The sequence below is a fragment of the Escherichia sp. MOD1-EC7011 genome (genome assembly GCF_002965005.1).
Lineage (GTDB): Bacteria > Pseudomonadota > Gammaproteobacteria > Enterobacterales > Enterobacteriaceae > Escherichia > Escherichia ruysiae.
Map to the genome: position 1 here is coordinate 1 of NZ_PTRD01000029.1, position 13,612 is coordinate 13,612.

Genomic DNA, 13,612 nt, shown 5'->3' on the forward strand with positions numbered 1-13,612 from the left:
GTAGCGCCGATGGTAGTGTGGGGTCTCCCCATGCGAGAGTAGGGAACTGCCAGGCATCAAATTTAGCGTGCTGATATGGCTCAGTTGGTAGAGCGCACCCTTGGTAAGGGTGAGGTCCCCAGTTCGACTCTGGGTATCAGCACCACTTTTTAGGTTAAAGTTCGGCAGATTAGAAAAGAATTTGTCTGGCGGCAGTAGCGCGGTGGTCCCACCTGACCCCATGCCGAACTCAGAAGTGAAACGCCGTAGCGCCGATGGTAGTGTGGGGTCTCCCCATGCGAGAGTAGGGAACTGCCAGACATCAAATAAAACAAAAGGCTCAGTCGGAAGACTGGGCCTTTTGTTTTATCTGTTGTTTGTCGGTGAACACTCTCCTGAGCAGGACAAATCCGCCGGGAGCGGATTTGAACGTTGCGAAGCAACGGCCCGGAGGGTGGCGGGCAGGACGCCCGCCATAAACTGCCAGACATCAAATCAGGCGAAAGGCCATCCGAAAGGATGGCCTTTTTGCATTGTGCGAAAAAAAAGTTGGATTCACCTTTTCAGTCCAGGAAACGCAACTTAATGGATTACCTGCGATAAAAATGCCCTCGTACGCTCTGACTTAGGATGCGCAAAAAACTCATCAGGTGCAGCTTGCTCCACTATTTCCCCACGATCCATAAAAATCACCCGGTCAGCGACGGTTCGCGCAAATCCCATCTCATGCGTTACGCACAACATCGTCATACCCGATTGCGCCAGCCCAATCATCGTATCCAGCACTTCTTTTACCATCTCCGGATCGAGCGCGGATGTTGGTTCATCAAACAGCATAATCTTGGGCTTCATACAAAGTGAACGTGCTATAGCAACGCGTTGCTGCTGACCACCGGAGATCTGTCCGGGAAACTTCTGTGCATGTTCGGCAATTCTCACCCGCTCAAGGTAATGCATCGCCAGAGCTTCAGCCTCTTTCTTTGGCATCTTGCGTACCCAAATAGGTGCAAGGGTACAGTTCTGTAAAACGGTCAGATGTGGGAAAAGATTAAAATGCTGAAAGACCATTCCCACTTCCTGTCTGACACGCTCAATATTGCGGATATCTTCGTTAAGTTCGATCCCATCCACCACGATCCGTCCCTGTTGATGTTCTTCCAGATGATTAATACAACGAATGGTTGTCGATTTCCCGGAACCAGATGGGCCACACAGAACGATTCGTTCTCCCGGTTGCACGGTTAAATTTATATTTTTCAGTACATGGAATTGCCCATACCACTTGTTAACATTTTCAAGCGTAATCATCGCGTTAGCAGGTTGCAGTAAAATTTGGCTCATAGTGTCCTCAATGCGGTGTACGCCCGGTGTTAAAACGTTTTTCCAGATGCTGGCTATAACGTGACATGCTGAAACAGAAGATCCAGTAGATCAGCGCGGCGAAAACATACCCTTCCGTCGACATACCCAACCAGGCGGGATCAACGGTTGCCTGCTGAACGCTACTGAAAAGATCGAACAACCCGATGATGATCACCAGGCTGGTATCTTTGAAGAGTGCGATGATGGTATTTACCAGCCCAGGGATTACCAGCTTCAACGCCTGTGGCAGAATAACCAGCCCCTGAGTTTTCCAGTAACCCAACGCCAGTGATTCCGCCGCTTCATATTGCCCTTTAGGCAGTGCCTGTAATCCGCCTCGCACGACTTCCGCAACATATGCTGACTGAAACAGGATCACGCCAACCAGCGCGCGGATCAGTTTGTCGATACTGGTGCCTTCTGCCATAAACAGCGGCAGCATGACCGAAGACATAAACAAGACGGTGATTAGCGGTACGCCGCGCCAGAACTCGATAAAAATGACTGATAAGATACGCACAATCGGCATATGGGAGCGGCGGCCTAACGCCAGTAAGATCCCCCACGGTAGCGCCCCCGCAATTCCAACTGATGCAATAATTAAAGTTAGCGTCAGCCCGCCCCATTGCCGGGTTTCAACCCGCTCAAGACCAAAAAAACCGCCATACATCAGCCACCAGACGATAAGTGGATAAATCACCGCCCAGACCGCAATATAGCGACCGCGATGTGGGAATATTTTCCAGAACATCGGCGCAATCGAAACCAGGCCAATCAGTAATGCCAGATTAATTCGCCAGCGTTGGTCGTGTGGGTAAAGCCCATACATAAATTGACCAAATCGTTCGTGGATGAAAACCCAACAGGCACCGGCTTTTGTGCAGTCGGCACGCGTTGAGCCAACCCAGTTAGCCTGCAAAAATGCCCAGTTCAGCAACGGTGGAATCAATTCCCACATCAACCACAAGCAGCCAATAGTCAGCAGGCTATTGCCCCAGCTGGAGAACAGATTTTTTCGCACCCACACCATAGCGCGGCTTGAGTTATGGCTCGCCGGGCGCGGGGGATGAGCCAGTAATACTTTTGTCATCATGACTCCTTAGCGTTCAACGATCGCGATGCGGCGGTTATAGATATTCATCAGCAGCGAGATAGTCAGGCTGATAATCAGATATACCGACATGGTCATGGCTATCGTTTCGATGGCTTGCCCCGTCTGGTTCAGCACGGTGCCAGCAAACAGCGAAACCATATCCGGATAGCCAATAGCGGCGGCAAGAGAGGAGTTTTTGACGATGTTGAGATACTGGCTGGTAAGTGGTGGAATAATCACCCGCAGCGCCTGGGGAATAATCACCTGGCGTAGCGTAACCGGGTTGGGTAATCCCAGCGAGCGGGCAGCTTCATGTTGACCATAAGGCACTGCCTGAATCCCGGCGCGGATAATCTCAGCGATAAATGCAGAGGTATAAACCGAAAGAGCCAGCGTTAAGGCTGCCAGTTCGGGTATGAGAACCATACCGCCACGGAAGTTAAACCCTTGTAGCGCCGGGATATTCCAGTGCACTGCTGCACCGAAAAGCCAGTGTGCCAGTAAAGGCAAACCAATGATCAACCCAACGGCGACAGGCCAGGTTCGGCGCAGTTGTCCGGTCTTTATCTGGTGTGTTTTATTAAAGCGGAATAGCCCAACAGCAATGGCTATAGCAATAACAACCGCCAGGATAAACGCAAGCAATCCATCTCCCAGTTGCGGCGACGGAATATAAAGTCCACGATTGCTCAAAAAGGCCAGCTCAAACGCACTCACCGCCTGGCGTGGTCCGGGCAAATTGCGCAACACGGCAAAGTACCAGAAGAAGATTTGTAACAGCGGCGGAATATTACGGAAGATCTCAATATAAATTGTGGATAACTTTCGTAGCAGCCAGTTATCCGAAAGTCGCGCCAGACCGATAAAGAAGCCGAGAACAGAAGCGAACACAATACACAATGCCGAAACCAGTAGCGTATTGAGCAAGCCGACAATAAAAACGCGTCCGTAGGTATCGCCCTGCTGGTAATCGATCAAATGCTGGACGATACCGAAGCCAGCGCCGCGATCCAGGAAGGCAAAACCTGAAGTAATGCCGCGATTACTGAGATTCGTTACGGTGTTATGGAATAGCCAGCCTACAATACCGACGACGGCGACAACGGCAAGGATCTGGAAAAGCCAGGCGCGCACTGTAGGATTGGCAAATGAAAGTGAACCTTTAACGGTTGTGCGGCGATGAGACATAGGAACCTCGGAAACCATAACGCTAAAGAGAGCGCCGCCGTGGCGACGCTCGTTACCTCATATCGACTTAACGCACGGGCGGCGCATACTGAATACCGCCGTTATTCCAGAGATTATTTTGCCCACGTTTAATTTTCAGCGGGCTTTCTGAACCTACGTTACGCTCAAAAATTTCCGAGTAGTTACCCACCTGTTTGATGATGTTGTAAGCCCATTTATTATCCAGCTTCAGATCCTTGCCGTAATCGCCCTCTTTACCCAGTAGATGCGCCATATCAGGCGTTGCCGGATTCGCCGCTTTTTCATCGACGTTCTGGGAATTGATGCCCATCTCTTCAGCATTCAGCATGGCGAAAAGCGTCCAGCGTACAATCGAGAACCATTCGTCATCGCCACGGCGGACTACCGGCCCAAGCGGTTCTTTAGAGATAACTTCTGGCAGCACGATCCATTCGGCTGGAGTGCTTAATTTGATTCGCAATGCATACAGTTGTGACTGATCCGAGGCCAGCGTATCGCAGCGACCAGATTCCAGTGCCTTCGCGGATTCGTCAGAGCGATCGAAGGTCACGGGCGTGTACTTCATTTTGTTCGCCTTGAAGTAATCGGCGACGTTGAGCTCGGTGTCTGTACCAGCCTGAATACAGACCGTTGCGCCATCCAGTTCTTTCGCGCTTTTTAGCCCCGCTTTATCGTGCGTCAGGAAACCAATGCCATCGTAATAAGTGACACCAGTAAATGCCATTCCCATACCTGCGTCACGAGATGAAGTCCAGGTTGTATTACGGGAGAGTAAATCCACTTCGCCGGATTGCAATGCAGTGAAACGTTCTTTTGCGGTGAGCGGGGTGTATTTCACTTTTGTGTCGTCGCCAAATACAGCGGCGGCAACGCCACGACAAACATCAACATCAATACCAGAAAACTTGCCATCTGCATCGGCATAAGAGAATCCAGGCAATCCGTCACTGATCCCGCATTGTACAAAACCTTTTTTCTTTACGGCATCGAGTGTCGCGCCAGCCTGTGCCTGATTTGCAACGGCAAGCAGCACGCTGGCGGCAGCCAGTGTGGCTATCATCATCTTTTTCATAATGCTTCCTGTGAGGCGAAAATTATCGTTATAGGACGTTTGGGAAACGCCTTTTACCTGTCTGTGGCCATCCTCTTATAAGCAAAAGTAGTGCCAGCTTTTGCGCACGATTTCGCGTCGCAATAAGCTGAGTGTAGACAGGAAATAATAAAAACAGCGCCCCGCAATGGTGCGAAAATGAAACATGCGCCACATTTTGGCGCAAAATATTTACTCGTATTTTGCTAAGCAGAATAATGATTATTGGCGTGAGTATCGGTGGGGAGGATGTGATTAAAAAATAAATTAATGCGTATTTCGACATTGAGATAATACTGCGAGATAAAATGCTTAATTAAAATGGGATTAGCCAGCGAAATATAGCGGTGTTTAACGTATTGGTAGATTCTGTATCGTTAAACAGAGCGCGAAAGTCCGCGCTCTGTTCAGTTATTTTGACAGAGCAATGATCCCCATCGTAAGGCCGGCGACAGCCGCTGCTCCGCCAGCAATAGCCCCGGCAGTTTCCCAGTTATCCTGTGTTGTACCTTTCATACAGGTATTGGTGTGAACCAGGCGTCCCTGATCGTCATAAACCGGAACGCAGGGGGAATCGTGAGCACAGCCCGCCAGCAATGCAGTGAGCAATGCCACAGGAATTAATCTTTTCATGGTGTTACCTCAGTAATAACGCTAACGCTTAATAAGTTAACTCTCTTATTAACGAGCTGAGTACCATTTTATCACTGGAGGTTATAAATCTTGCGGAATGAATAATGACAAATTATGTGAATTGTAAAAATAGTGAAGGGAACATGGGCTACGAAAAGTTTTTAAAGAGTGAGCAGAAGATTATCTTATTAATTTTTATGGTTTTCACTAAAAATAATAAAGGCGCCCGAAAGCGCCTTTATGTTTCTGATTTACCCTTTAAAGCAACGGCGGATCACGACAAAGAACACCGGTACGAAGAAAATAGCCAGCAATGTTGCAGAGACCATTCCGCCCATTACACCGATACCCACTGCGTTCTGCGCACCACTGCCGGCACCATTACTGATAGCCAGTGGTAATACGCCGAGAATAAAGGCGAGGGAGGTCATCAGGATAGGACGCAGGCGCATACGTACTGCCATCAGCGTCGCTTCGACAACACCTTTTCCCTCTTTCTCCATCAGATCCTTAGCGAACTCAACAATCAATATGGCGTTTTTGGCCGACAAGCCAATTGTCGTTAACAAACCCACCATAAAGTAAACGTCATTTTTTTGATTAAAGATTGTCGCTGCCAGCAGCACGCCGACAATCCCTAACGGCACGACCAACATAACCGATACAGGTATTGACCAGCTTTCATAGAGCGCAGCAAGGCACAGGAAAACAACCACGAAGGAGATTGCCACCAAAGCAGGAGCCTGGTTGCCCGATAAGCGTTCCTGATACGACATACCTGTCCAGTCATAACCAATGCCTGCAGGTAATTTTGACGCAAGGTTTTCCATCAACGCCATGGCATCGCCGGAACTGGTTCCTGGCGCAGCTTCCCCCTGAATCTCCATTGACGGCAGACCGTTGTAGCGTTCCAGTCGTGGAGAACCATACACCCAATGTGAAGTGGTAAAGGAAGAGAATGGCACCATTTCACCATTGGCGCTGCGGACGTAAAGTTTATCGACATCTTCTGGCAGCATACGGAATTTGGCATCCGCCTGAACATAAACCTTTTTCACACGGCCACGGTCGATGAAGTCGTTAACATAAGTCCCACCCAACGCCGTAGAAATGGTCTGATTGATGTCAGAAAGCGAAACGCCTAATGCCTGCGCCTTTTCCTGGTCAACTTCAAGTTTGAATTGCGCGGTATCTTCCAGGCCATTAGGGCGCACACTGACTAAGCTGCCAGGATGTTGCGCCGCCATGCCAAGCAGCTGGTTACGAGCCTGGGTTAGGGCATCGTGACCCAGCCCTGCCTGATCAATTAATTCAAAGTCAAAACCCGTTGCCGTGCCCAGTTCAACAATAGCAGGCATATTAAACGGAATGACAAAACCGTCGCGGATCTTACCCAATTCCATTTTGGCGCGATGGATAACCGCTTCCGCGCTGTTTTCCTCACCACTACGTTCTTCCCATGGTTTCAGGCTGACGAAGGCCATCCCGGCGTTTTGCGCCTGGCCGCTGAAGCTAAACCCGTTAACCGTAAAGACACTTTCAACGTTTGCTTTTTCATTGTGCAGGTAGTAATCCGTCACCTGATCCAACACTTTTTGCGTCCGCTCTTGCGTCGCGCCAGCGGGTAGCTGAATCATGGTCAGAAAGACACCCTGATCCTCTTCAGGCAAGAAGGAAGAGGGAAGACGTAAAAACAACACCACCATTCCAGCAACAATCAGCGCATAGATCAGTAAATATCGTCCTGTGGAACCGAGGATTTTGCCGACGCTGTTGGTGTAGTGATTAACGCTATGATCGAAGGTAGTATTAAACCAGCCGAAGAAACCGCCCTTATTTTCGTGATGCTCAGCAGAGACGGGTTTGAGCAGCGTTGCACATAACGCCGGGGTGAGAATCAATGCCACCAGAACAGAAAGCGCCATTGCCGAAACGATGGTGATAGAGAACTGGCGATAAATTGCCCCGGTAGAGCCGCCGAAGAATGCCATCGGAATAAATACCGCTGACAGCACCATCGCGATACCCACCAGTGCGCCCTGAATTTGCGACATTGATTTTTCCGTCGCTTCTTTTGGCGGGAGCTTATCCTCCATCATTACGCGCTCGACGTTCTCCACCACCACTATCGCATCATCGACGAGTAGCCCAATGGCAAGCACCATCCCGAACATCGTTAGTGTGTTGATGGAGTAACCAAAAGCGGCGAGGATGGCAAACGTCCCTAACAACACCACGGGCACAGCAATGGTGGGGATCAGCGTTGCTCGCATATTCTGCAAGAACAGATACATCACCAGGAATACCAGCATAATGGCTTCGAACAGCGTTTTTACCACTTCGTGAATAGAAAGCTGGACGAATGGCGTGGTGTCATAAGGGTAGAGAACCTTCATTCCCTGCGGGAAGAATGGCTGTAATTCCGCCAGTTTTGCCTTGATGGCTTTCGCGGTATCGAGAGCGTTCGCACCGGTTGCCAGCTTAATACCCAGGCCCGCCGCCGGTTTACCGTTGATGCGAGCGATAACGTTATAGTTTTCACCGCCAAGTTCAACCCGTGCGACATCTTTCAGGCGCACAACCGAACCGTCGCTGTTCACGCGCAGGGTAACTTTGCCGAACTCTTCCGGATTTTTTAACCGCGTCTGAGCAATAATTGAGGCGTTCAACTGTTGCCCTGGTAAAGCAGGCGTTCCGCCCAACTGTCCGGCAGCAATCTGATCGTTCTGCACTTTCAACTGGTTAATTACATCAACCGGTGTCAGCTTATATTTGTTCAGCAGATCGGCGTCCAGCCAGATACGCATCGCATACTGTGCGCCAAAGAGTTGCACGTCACCAACGCCATTCAGGCGGCTAAGCGTATCTTTAACGTTAGAGGCCACATAGTCCGAGATATCGTCCTGTGTGGTGTCTGGGTTATCAGAGACAAAGCCCGCCACCATTAGATAGCTGCTACTGGACTTTTCAACGCTGATCCCCTGCTGTTGAACTTCCTGCGGCAGTAACGGCGTAGCGAGCTGAAGTTTGTTCTGCACCTGCACTTGCGCGATATCTGGATCGGTTCCGGACTGGAAGGTGAGGGTAATTGTCACGCTACCGGCGGAATCGCTGGTCGAGGACATATACATTAGGTTATCGATACCATTCATATTCTGTTCGATAACCTGCGTCACTGTATCCTGTACGGTCTGCGCATCAGCGCCCGGATAGTTTGCCGAAACAGAAACCGCAGGCGGCGCAATGGTTGGGTACTGGGCGACGGGCAATTGTAGGATCGCCAGTGCGCCCGCCATCATCAGAATAATGGCCAGCACCCATGCAAATATCGGTCGTCGAATAAAAAAGTTTGCCATGTCAGATTGCCTTACTTCGATGCAGTATCTGCGGGGGTATCGGTAGTGGCTTTAACCTGCTCTCCCGGGCGCGCTTTTTGCAGGCCGCTGACAATGACTTGATCGCCAGATTTCAGCCCTTCGCTAATCAACCATTTATCGCCAATCGCCTGGCTGGCAACGACAGGACGCGCTTCAACCTGACTTTTATCGTTAACAATCAGCACGGTTGCGTCACCACGCGGTGTGCGGCTAACGCCTTGTTGCGGGATAAGAATGGCATCGGGTTGTACACCTTCATTAATCCGTGCGCGCACAAACATACCCGGCAAAAGCGTATGTTGTGGGTTAGGGAAGACGGCACGTAGGGTTATGGAGCCGGTGCTTTCATCAACGGTCACATCGGAGAATTGCAGTGTGCCTTTTAGGGGATAGGTTTGACCGTTTTCCATGACCAACTCTACGTTGCTGGTGGCGTTTTCCTTATGCAAATTCCCTTGCACTACGGACTGCTTCAGCCTCATAAAATCGTTGCTGGATTGGGTAACATCGACGTAGATAGGATCGAGCTGCTGGACAGTTGCCAGTTCGGTCGTTTGCCCGTTAGTGACGAGCGCACCTTCGGTCACAGTAGATTTGCCGATACGTCCGCTAATTGGCGCAGTCACTTTGGTATAAGCGAGATTGATTCGGGCGCTTTCGACGGTGGCTTTTGCCGCAATCACGGAGGCATCGGCCTGGCGAGCATCAGCAATGGCTTGATCGTACTCCTGCTGACTAATGTATTTCGTTCCCACGAGTGGAACGTAACGTTTTACCGTCAAATGCGCGATGGCGGCGGCGGCTTCACTTTTCGCCAGTTCGCCCTTCGCGCTGTCATAACTTGCCTGATAGGTCGCTGGATCGATCTGGTACAGGGACTGTCCTGCCTGCACATCGCTACCTTCAGTGAAATTACGATTCAGTACGATCCCACTAACCTGTGGGCGAACTTCAGCGATACGGAAAGCGTTGGTGCGGCCTGGTAATTCAGTCTTAACTTCTAGCGGGGCCGTTTTCACAACATGAACGGTAACCTGCGGTTCACCGACGTGAGCTTTCTCTTCTCCCTTATCGTTACAACCCGCGATTAAAGCAGCGGAGATCAGAATAGAGGAGGGCAGGAGGAAAAACCTGGCATGTTTCGTCATTACTATTCCTCAAAAAACCAAAAGCGCGTTATTTACCCAAAAAGGCAACGCGTTAACTCGCAGAAAGAAAAAATACAGTTCGCTATCCTACAAATTATCATTCGTCGATGTAAGGAATAGTTATGAATACTGGCGTCTAAGGCACATAAACACAAAAAAAGATTAATATTCTAATGTTTTGTTTTGCCGTTAATTGAAATGAGATGAATTACTTTCAATTAAAATGAAATATGCATTCATTAAATGAATGCATATTGACTAAATGATAGGTTTGAATTATTTGACGATTTATAGCAACTCAATATTAGCCTCTCGTATAAATATGCGTTAGGTGATAGATTACCCTTCGCTATTTTCTCACCCTGTGTCGAATATATTTATTTTCTGAATAATTAATCATGGCAAAAAGAACCAAAGCCGAAGCCCTGAAGACCCGGCAAGAACTGATTGAAACTGCCATCGCCCAGTTTGCGCAGCATGGTGTAAGCAAGACGACACTCAACGACATTGCCGACGCCGCTAACGTCACACGTGGCGCTATCTACTGGCACTTCGAAAACAAGACCCAACTGTTTAATGAGATATGGCTGCAACAACCATCATTGCGGGAGTTAATCCAGGAGCGACTGGCGGCAGGGTCAGACCATAACCCGTACCAGCAATTGCGTGAAAAACTGATTGTTGGCTTGCAATATATTGCCGAAATTCCCCGCCAACAGGCATTACTACAAATCTTATATCACAAATGTGAATTTAATGATGAGATGCTGGCAGAGGCAGTAATACGCGAGAAGATGGGCTTTAATCCGCAGACTCTGCGCGAAGTATTGCAATCATGTCAGCAACAAGGGTATGTAGCTAAAAGCCTCGACTTAGACGTCGTAATGATTATTATTGATGGTGCCTTCAGCGGTATTGTTCAAAACTGGTTAATGAATATAGCGGGTTACGATCTTTATAAACAAGCACCCGCATTAGTCGATAATGTATTAAGAATGTTTATGCCAGATGAAAACACAACGAAATTAATTCATAAAACAAATGAATTAGGTATCGTATAAAGTTACATTCTATTGTGAAAATCCAGTTCGTCACAGTTAACCAGTTTTAGCGGATTAACCGAGTTCATATTGCGACATTTGTCTGTTTCTGTTGCCAGTAGTTCAATCCACTGCATCAGTAAGGTATCAAACAGAAAAACGGAGACAGCGAAAACGACGAGCCACCAATACTTGCGAATCATTACCTGAGCCTGTGCATGTTTAACCAAGTCTGGCAGGAAATATACACGAAATGAATAATCTGAAAACCAGGCTTACACTTCCTTTACTTTGCAATGAGATCGGGGTCAACTTCGCTGATCCGGCTTCGTTTTGACAGGTTGCCGGTCTTTCTTTTTTTCACTTTCGCCAGCTCTTCCACTGAGTAATGTGACACGACATCCAGCCGTCGAAGTCCCATCTTGATGTACTCGCTGTTAATCTCAATACCAATGAATTTTCGCCCGCTGGCGACGGCTACGGCACCGGTAGTAAAGCTACCGGCAAACGGGTCGAGAACGACATCGCCAGGGTTGGAAGAGGCGAGAATAATGCGCTTCAGTAATGCTTCCGGTTTTTGCGTCGGATGGTTTTCATATTCATCCATCAAATAACGCACGCGCGGAAAATCCCAGACATTACCCGGTACTTTTTGGTGATTGTAAGGCTGTGGAGGATTTTTGCGATAATCGATCAACGCGCGTTGCGCACCGGTTTTAGCTTCAACCAGAATAGCATCACCGTTGAACGTGTAGTTCTTTGCGTCTTTCACCATCATCAGGATGGGTTCGTACATGGAGCCGTAGTGTTTCTTCGCCTGCACCCCAGAACTGTCATATGACCAGACGATGCGACTTTTGATGGTAAAGAACTTGCGGCACTGGATATCGATAAAGGGCATGTTTTCCGTGCTGTTCATGATGTACATGCTGCCCTGTTTTTTCAGAACGCGGTGGCACTCTGCAATCACTTCAAACAGCCAGTCGATAAACAGATCTTCTTTCCAGGCTTCGATCAGACCATCAAAATTTTTACCGATGTTATAAGGTGGGTCGGCAAAGATCAGATCGATGCTTTCGGTGGGTAGTTTTTTAAGCTCGGCAAGCGCATCACCGTGAATAATGGTCTTAGCTTCATTACCAAACCGGGTCGGTTCACATCCTGTTCTCATGGTCACTCCCTTTGTGACACCTATAAAAAAGGCGCTTCCCCATGCCGAGTAGCGCCTTTTTAATCAAGCATTTAGCTAACCTGAATTAGTTCATGCCGTACTTTTTCAATTTTTTACGCAGCGTACCACGGTTGATGCCCATCATCAGCGCAGCACGGGTCTGGTTACCACGGGTGTATTGCATCACCATGTCCAACAGGGGCTGTTCTACTTCAGCCAGTACCAGCTCATAGAGGTCATTCACATCCTGACCATTCAGTTGAGCAAAATAGTTCTTCAGTGCCTGTTTAACCGAGTCACGCAGGGGTTTTTGGGTTACCTGATCCTGAGAGTTAACGGTAGAAACGGTCAGTACGTCAGAATTTACGCGTTGTTCGAACATAGTTCTGTCAGCTCTTTATTTCTGTTTACGCAAAATTTTCGAAGTATGCCTCCAACGCCTCCAGCTGTTCGCTGGCATCCTCAATGGCGTTGAATGTGCGCCGAAACTGGTCATTTGGAGCGTGTTCCTGGAGATACCAGGAAACGTGTTTACGTGCAATTCGGTATCCTTTTGCCGGACCATAAAAGTCATGCAGTTCCCGAACGTGCGCGCAAAGCAAGCGCTTAACCTCTGCCAAAGGCAGCGGGGGCAGCAACTCCCCAGTGTCCAGATAATGCTGGATTTCCCGAAAGATCCAGGGTCTTCCCTGAGCTGCACGGCCTATCATCAGAGCATCCGCCCCTGTATAGTCGAGCACAGCTCTGGCTTTAAGCGGGTCAGTAATGTCGCCATTCGCGATAACCGGAATGGAAACTTTCTGCTTAACTGCCCGAATACTGTCGTACTCAGCTTCTCCATTGAACAAACAGGCGCGTGTACGGCCATGAATGGTCAGAGCCTGAATGCCACAGTCTTCAGCCAGTTGGGCAATCTCTTCACAGTTACGGTGTTCCGGCGCCCAGCCGGTGCGAATCTTCAGGGTAACAGGAACGTCCACTGCATTGACGACCTCGGTAAGGATCGATTTAACGACATCCGGGTACTGCAAGAGGGCTGAACCTGCGAGCTTGCGATTCACTTTTTTAGCCGGGCAACCCATATTGATATCAATAATCTGGGCACCGCTTTCCACGTTAATACGTGCTGCATCTGCCATTTCTTTCGGATCGCTACCGGCAATTTGCACGGTACGAATACCGGGTTCATCAATGTGCACCATCCGTAAACGAGATTTGTCGCTTTCCCAAACCTGAGGGTTAGAAGACATCATCTCGGATACTGTCAATCCGGCTCCCATCTCGTAGCACAACGTCCGAAAAGGTCTGTCTGTAATGCCAGCCATGGGCGCTGCGATCAGGCGATTTCTGAGCTGATATTGTCCGATGCGCATGAGTTAAGAAATGACCATACTGTGACTGCAAGGCGGCGTATATTACGCATTTTTTGCACGAGATGAAAGGCCAAACTTTGACCAATCCTCTGAGATGGATCAAAGAATTGCATTTAAAATGAGCGTGGCGCGATAAT

The 13,612-nt window shown here is 48.9% G+C and carries 12 protein-coding genes, 1 tRNA gene and 1 rRNA gene; 3 read left to right on the plus strand and 11 right to left on the minus strand.

Features of this window, described 5'->3' with window-relative positions; all coding sequences use genetic code 11:
- Positions 1 to 69 precede the first annotated feature (69 nt).
- Both A7098_RS15185 and rrf read left to right on the plus strand, forming a co-directional pair.
- Positions 70 to 145: transfer RNA gene (locus A7098_RS15185), tRNA-Thr, on the plus strand.
- 39 nt (positions 146 to 184) lie between these two features.
- Positions 185 to 300 (plus strand): 5S ribosomal RNA (gene rrf / locus A7098_RS15190).
- Between the two features lie 261 nt (positions 301 to 561).
- Here the strand turns inward: rrf and A7098_RS15195 are convergent.
- From A7098_RS15195 to acrE, 7 genes are all read right to left on the minus strand, one after another.
- On the minus strand, positions 562 to 1,320 hold the full coding sequence (locus A7098_RS15195; RefSeq protein ID WP_000078344.1) for an amino acid ABC transporter ATP-binding protein: 759 nt from the start codon (positions 1,318 to 1,320) through the stop codon (positions 562 to 564).
- Positions 1,321 to 1,327: 7 nt separating this feature from the next.
- Positions 1,328 to 2,431 (minus strand): amino acid ABC transporter permease, encoded by a 1,104-nt coding sequence (locus A7098_RS15200; RefSeq protein WP_105281033.1) that lies wholly within the window; start codon positions 2,429 to 2,431, stop codon positions 1,328 to 1,330.
- Between the two features lie 9 nt (positions 2,432 to 2,440).
- Complete coding sequence (locus tag A7098_RS15205; protein ID WP_105281034.1) at positions 2,441 to 3,622, minus strand: amino acid ABC transporter permease; 1,182 nt, start codon at positions 3,620 to 3,622, stop codon at positions 2,441 to 2,443.
- A 67-nt stretch (positions 3,623 to 3,689) separates the two neighbouring features.
- On the minus strand, positions 3,690 to 4,715 hold the full coding sequence (locus tag A7098_RS15210) for an amino acid ABC transporter substrate-binding protein (RefSeq protein ID WP_032226587.1): 1,026 nt from the start codon (positions 4,713 to 4,715) through the stop codon (positions 3,690 to 3,692).
- Positions 4,716 to 5,144: 429 nt separating this feature from the next.
- The gene (locus A7098_RS15220; protein ID WP_000825639.1) at positions 5,145 to 5,366 is read right to left on the minus strand and encodes a membrane protein; all 222 of its coding nucleotides are present in this window, start codon (positions 5,364 to 5,366) and stop codon (positions 5,145 to 5,147) included.
- Between the two features lie 251 nt (positions 5,367 to 5,617).
- Positions 5,618 to 8,722, minus strand: a complete 3,105-nt coding sequence (gene acrF, locus A7098_RS15225; protein WP_032226586.1) for a multidrug efflux RND transporter permease subunit AcrF — start codon at positions 8,720 to 8,722, stop codon at positions 5,618 to 5,620.
- A gap of 11 nt (positions 8,723 to 8,733) precedes the next feature.
- The gene (gene acrE / locus A7098_RS15230; RefSeq protein ID WP_105281035.1) at positions 8,734 to 9,891 is read right to left on the minus strand and encodes a multidrug efflux RND transporter periplasmic adaptor subunit AcrE; all 1,158 of its coding nucleotides are present in this window, start codon (positions 9,889 to 9,891) and stop codon (positions 8,734 to 8,736) included.
- A 398-nt stretch (positions 9,892 to 10,289) separates the two neighbouring features.
- On the opposite strand from acrE, the gene envR reads away from it, so the two are divergent.
- Complete coding sequence (envR, locus tag A7098_RS15240; RefSeq protein ID WP_105281036.1) at positions 10,290 to 10,952, plus strand: acrEF/envCD operon transcriptional regulator; 663 nt, start codon at positions 10,290 to 10,292, stop codon at positions 10,950 to 10,952.
- A gap of 2 nt (positions 10,953 to 10,954) precedes the next feature.
- Here the strand turns inward: envR and A7098_RS15245 are convergent, their stop codons facing one another.
- From A7098_RS15245 to dusB, 4 genes are all read right to left on the minus strand, one after another.
- A complete protein-coding gene (locus A7098_RS15245) occupies positions 10,955 to 11,134 on the minus strand; it encodes a DUF2556 family protein (RefSeq protein WP_010345321.1) in 180 nt (59 codons plus the stop codon).
- Between the two features lie 83 nt (positions 11,135 to 11,217).
- On the minus strand, positions 11,218 to 12,102 hold the full coding sequence (gene yhdJ / locus A7098_RS15250) for an adenine-specific DNA-methyltransferase (protein WP_105281037.1): 885 nt from the start codon (positions 12,100 to 12,102) through the stop codon (positions 11,218 to 11,220).
- Positions 12,103 to 12,187: 85 nt separating this feature from the next.
- Positions 12,188 to 12,484, minus strand: a complete 297-nt coding sequence (gene fis / locus A7098_RS15255) for a DNA-binding transcriptional regulator Fis (RefSeq protein ID WP_000462905.1) — start codon at positions 12,482 to 12,484, stop codon at positions 12,188 to 12,190.
- 25 nt (positions 12,485 to 12,509) lie between these two features.
- Positions 12,510 to 13,475, minus strand: coding sequence for a tRNA dihydrouridine synthase DusB (dusB, locus tag A7098_RS15260; protein ID WP_001219652.1), 966 nt, complete (start codon positions 13,473 to 13,475; stop codon positions 12,510 to 12,512).
- Positions 13,476 to 13,612: the final 137 nt, after the last annotated feature.